Origin of the sequence: Bacillus cereus group sp. MS39 (assembly GCF_040448665.1) — a bacterium.
GTDB classification, from domain to species: domain Bacteria; phylum Bacillota; class Bacilli; order Bacillales; family Bacillaceae_G; genus Bacillus_A; species Bacillus_A wiedmannii.
The window spans coordinates 5,090,001-5,095,000 of sequence record NZ_CP123058.1 but is presented as its reverse complement, the minus strand read 5'-3'; the positions used below and the strand labels follow the sequence as shown (position 1 = coordinate 5,095,000).

Here is a 5,000-nt window from a genome sequence, read left to right as displayed (position 1 = left end):
GTTCAGAACGTCGTGAGACAGTTCGGTCCCTATCCGTCGTGGGCGTAGGAAATTTGAGAGGAGCTGTCCTTAGTACGAGAGGACCGGGATGGACGCACCGCTGGTGTACCAGTTGTTCTGCCAAGGGCATAGCTGGGTAGCTATGTGCGGAAGGGATAAGTGCTGAAAGCATCTAAGCATGAAGCCCCCCTCAAGATGAGATTTCCCATAGCGTAAGCTAGTAAGATCCCTGAAAGATGATCAGGTTGATAGGTTCGAGGTGGAAGCATGGTGACATGTGGAGCTGACGAATACTAATAGATCGAGGACTTAACCATATAATATGAAGCAAATGTTATCTAGTTTTGAAGGAATATGCCTTCATAGTTTGGTGATGATGGCAGAGAGGTCACACCCGTTCCCATACCGAACACGGAAGTTAAGCTCTCTAGCGCCGATGGTAGTTGGGACCTTGTCCCTGTGAGAGTAGGACGTCGCCAAGCAACTTTAAGACGAGTCAGAATGACTCGTCTTTTTTGTGTTTAATGGAAATAATCTTGTAATTAATGTTGGTTCTATGAGTACGTGTATCTAGCAAAAAACAGCTTTATTTTATTATGATTTCACATCTAAATAGCATACCTTCAGAAAAATATGGATAAGTTTGTTAGACCATCTATTCGTTAACAAGAATAGATACAAGGTATTGCCCTCTGTAGCCTGCTCACACCTTCTTTTATTTCTTCAGTTGTTAAATGTCCATACCCTATAATAATTCGATTATGATGTTTTCCTTTTTTAATGGCGTGCTCTTCCACAGGATATACTTTCACTCCGAGTTGTTGGATTTCCTCAAGTAATTCTTTTGTGAATTGAACTTGATTGAATTCAACAATCAGATGTAATCCTGTAGAATAACCGAAAATATTGATCTTATTGGAGAATGCTAATTTTAATTGCTGGATAAGGAAGTCTCTTCGAGTTTTATAAATTTTTTTCATCTTCATAATATGTCGCTCCAAATAATCTTCGGCAATAAATTTAGCAAGAACAAGCTGATTTAAAGAAGGTGTATGTAGATCTGAAAACCATTTTACCCTGCGACATTTTTCAATAAGGTGTGAGGGAAGAACTAAGTATCCCATCCTAAGGGCCGGTGATAAAATTTTACTAAATGAACCTATATATATAACACGCTCGGGATCCAATCCCTGTAATGAACTTACAGGTGAGCCTTCATATCGAAACTCACTGTCATAATCATCTTCAATGAGATAACAATTTGTTTTCCTTGAGTAGTTAATCAATTGAACCCGTCGTTGAATCGGTAACGCTCCTCCTAAAGGAAACTGATGAGAAGGAGTAGTGAAGATGAATTTTGGGTTTTTATTTGCAGGCAGCAAAGATGTATCCATCCCATTATCATCAACTGGTATAGGATAAAGGAAGGCTCCTGAATTTTTAAAAATTGTTTGAATGTCATTGGTGATGGGATCTTCTATTAGTACTTCGTCGCCTGTTGACAAAAGTAGCTTAGAAATAAGTGTTAAAGCTTGCGTTGCACCGGAGGTAATTATCAATTGTTCTGGATGACAAAAAACTCCTCTTGTTTTAAGTAAATAGTGTGATAAAACCTTTCTTAATTCGGGACGCCCTTCGGGAATATCGTATCCAAACGTAGAAGGAGGTGTTTCATTCCATATAGTATGAGATAACTTTGCCCATCCCTTACGTGGAAATAAGTCTAATGCTGGTATCCCTGAACGAAAATTAATGATGTTACTGTCTTTGTTTATTTCTTCGCACCAAGATAAAGAATCAATTAGAGTTGATTTTTTACGTTGTTCTAAATAAGTTCCTTCTGCAATGAATGTCCCGGCGCCCTGTCGAGCGACCAAAAAACCTTCGGAAAATAATTGATCATAAGCTTCTAAAATTACATTCCTAGACACGCTTAACTCAGAAGATAATTCCCGTGTAGATGGTAGTCTTTCTCCAGATTGTAGTTCTCCGTTTAATATTCGTTCACGTATTTGGTGATAAACCTGTCGAATTAAACTTATATCTAACGATCGATCAATAGGTATCCAAAGCATATAAATGCTCCCTTCATCAAAATTGGTACCATAAAAGTTTGGTTAAAATGGTACTAATATGAACCATTTTAGCATGCTATAGTTGGATCAAATAGTTCTAAAGGGGATGAAAATGTGATGACGAAACCAGAATTCCAAGTAGCTCAGGCATTTAAATCGATTGCACGAAATGAACATATAAAATCCTATGTACAACAATCTAATGAACTCTATGCGTTGTTATTGCAAGCTGCGAAACGCTTTGTCACCGGAGAAACGAGACATGAGGGGATTGTGATAGCAAAAGAACTAATTACAAAAGGTTATCATACTTCACTAGAATACATAGGGGAAAATACTCTAGATATAGAGGAATGTTATAAAGCAAAAAATGAGTTTTGGAATCTTATTGGGGATATGGGTGCTCTATCTATGAAGCAAACAGTATCACTCGATTTATCGCATATTGGATTATCTATAGATCCAAAAATATCTTATATTCATTTAATGGAGTTAGCAGAGAAGGCAAAACTACATGGAACTACCCTTATGATAAGTATGGAAGAATCATCTAAAGCAGCAGACATTCTTTCCATCTATAAAAAAACAACTGAGCAATATCCTAATGTAGGGATAACGATTCAGGCGCATTTATATCGCTCAAACGATGATATTCAAGAACTCCTACATTATCCAGGGAAAATACGAGTTGTAAAAGGTGCCTATCAAGAAGTTTCGGATATTGCTATGCCTAGGTCAAATGACTTAAACCAACAGTATCTTCAGATTGTAGAACAACTAGTTGAAAACAATCATCCTGTATCTATAGCTACACATGATGAAATTCTTATTAAAGAAATGGAGAAACGTCAATGTTTTAATCAATCTAATGTAGAGATAGAAATGCTATATGGAATTCGTCCGGATATGTTAAGTGATTTGAAAAACAAAGGGCATAATGCTAGGGTGTATTTGACCTATGGGAAAGAGTGGTACTTGTATTTATGCCATCGGATAGCTGAATATCCGGAAAATTTATATCGTGCAGTGATAGATATGATGCATTCATCTGCAGTACAGCAGAGTAGGGAATATTAAATAGACATTTTAATATTAAATATAAAAATTATTTTGGCTATGGTTATTATGAGGGCGTTCAGTTGTAGTGAGTAAGTTAAATTATTTTGGTTGTGGCCCAAAAAAAAGAGTCGGATGTTCCTTAGAGTAGAAATTCCGGCTCTTTTTATATTGAAAAGATTATAGTTTATAAATTGTACAGCCGTAGTATACCTTGTTGTAGAATTTGTTTTTGTGGGTGTTTTATATGCATTGGTTTCTTATTGTTATGTATTCTTAGGTTTATAGCTAGAAATAAATGAATTTGTAATTCTATATGTATTTCAAAACGGAGGATATATATAAACAATAAAATTACATACTTTGTTAGTAACTTGATTCGCTCTCCTAGCGGTAAAACGTAAATATAGGTATAGGATAAACATCCTTACATGTGATAAAAAGTAATAAAATACAAATAGAATGAATGTTCCTTGTGAGTGTGTTATGTGCACTCGATCAATTGAGGTGCGTATTTTTAATCGGGTATATGTGTTTAAAAAAAGAAATGCTATTAATTGGTTTGGACCTCGAGTATAGTTTATTTGTATATCTGAAATGTTTGTTAAGAGGATATAAAATTTATTACGACTAGGCCGTATGGAAATGGATGCTGCTAAAGATGAAAGAGATATAAGTCTGCTATTTCAGTGACATAGGGATAGTTAGTAAATATATTAGTGTGTTTCTATATATTTACGAGTAAACAGGTAAGTAACCATTACCTCATATAAGGGGAACTCTATAGCTAGAGTAGTATATAAGAATTTCTGTATCGTTGTCTGTTTATGAGAATACGTATATCTTCAATCGTTTCTAATAGAGTGCCTGATAAACAAAGAGGTGTTAGGGAGTGGAATAAGTTTTTAATTATATATTAGTATTTATTAAAATAAGGTTGTTAGTTCCGCGGGGGGGAAAACTTCCGTACCAATTCAGTCTAGGGTGTAAGTAAACTTGAATATATTTTGGGAGAAGAAATTAAAGCGAAGTCGAAGAGGATTTTCGGATAATGCAATATTTATAGGTTCTTCTCTAGATTAGAGAGTGCAAAAATATTAACTTGAATAACTTTATGAAAAAGGTATTGACGATTAGTATATAGAGGTGTAATATAGAACAAGTCGCCGATGCAATAACGCAGAACGCGGCAAACGAAATGAAAAACTTAGTTGACATTGAAACATGAAGATGTTAACATAAGGGAGTCGCAAATGAGCGACCGAGTAGTTCTTTGAAAACTGAACGAAACAAACAACGTGAAACGTCAATTTTTATTTTTAGATGCTAGACAAACTAACTTTATTGGAGAGTTTGATCCTGGCTCAGGATGAACGCTGGCGGCGTGCCTAATACATGCAAGTCGAGCGAACGGATTAAGAGCTTGCTCTTATGAAGTTAGCGGCGGACGGGTGAGTAACACGTGGGTAACCTGCCCATAAGACTGGGATAACTCCGGGAAACCGGGGCTAATACCGGATAACATTTTGAACTGCATGGTTCGAAATTGAAAGGCGGCTTCGGCTGTCACTTATGGATGGACCCGCGTCGCATTAGCTAGTTGGTGAGGTAACGGCTCACCAAGGCAACGATGCGTAGCCGACCTGAGAGGGTGATCGGCCACACTGGGACTGAGACACGGCCCAGACTCCTACGGGAGGCAGCAGTAGGGAATCTTCCGCAATGGACGAAAGTCTGACGGAGCAACGCCGCGTGAGTGATGAAGGCTTTCGGGTCGTAAAACTCTGTTGTTAGGGAAGAACAAGTGCTAGTTGAATAAGCTGGCACCTTGACGGTACCTAACCAGAAAGCCACGGCTAACTACGTGCC

At 37.3% G+C, this 5,000-nt stretch carries 2 protein-coding genes, 3 rRNA genes and 1 pseudogene (2 of these 6 cut by a window edge); 4 read left to right on the top strand and 2 right to left on the bottom strand.

All coding sequences use genetic code 11. The features are described from left to right. Together QEP67_RS26285 and rrf are read left to right on the top strand one after the other, a co-directional pair. A 23S ribosomal RNA gene (locus QEP67_RS26285) occupies positions 1-317 on the top strand; it begins 2,605 nt to the left of the window's first position. A gap of 49 nt (positions 318-366) precedes the next feature. Continuing rightward, positions 367-482: ribosomal RNA gene (gene rrf / locus QEP67_RS26280) — 5S ribosomal RNA — on the top strand. A 180-nt stretch (positions 483-662) separates the two neighbouring features. Here rrf and QEP67_RS26275 read toward each other — a convergent pair. Next, positions 663-2,075 (bottom strand): PLP-dependent aminotransferase family protein, encoded by a 1,413-nt coding sequence (locus tag QEP67_RS26275; RefSeq protein ID WP_000964405.1) that lies wholly within the window; start codon positions 2,073-2,075, stop codon positions 663-665. Between the two features lie 117 nt (positions 2,076-2,192). Between QEP67_RS26275 and QEP67_RS26270 the strand changes: the two genes are divergently transcribed. Beyond that, positions 2,193-3,152 carry a proline dehydrogenase family protein gene (locus QEP67_RS26270; RefSeq protein ID WP_000165404.1) on the top strand — a complete coding sequence of 320 codons (960 nt, stop codon included), beginning with the start codon at positions 2,193-2,195 and terminating at the stop codon, positions 3,150-3,152. 669 nt (positions 3,153-3,821) lie between these two features. Here QEP67_RS26270 and QEP67_RS26265 read toward each other — a convergent pair. Next, a pseudogene (locus QEP67_RS26265) lies at positions 3,822-3,934 on the bottom strand (ABC transporter permease); the annotation flags it as partial. Between the two features lie 538 nt (positions 3,935-4,472). Here QEP67_RS26265 and QEP67_RS26260 point away from each other — a divergent pair. Further along, positions 4,473-5,000, top strand: a 16S ribosomal RNA gene (locus QEP67_RS26260) (it continues 1,024 nt past the right edge of the window).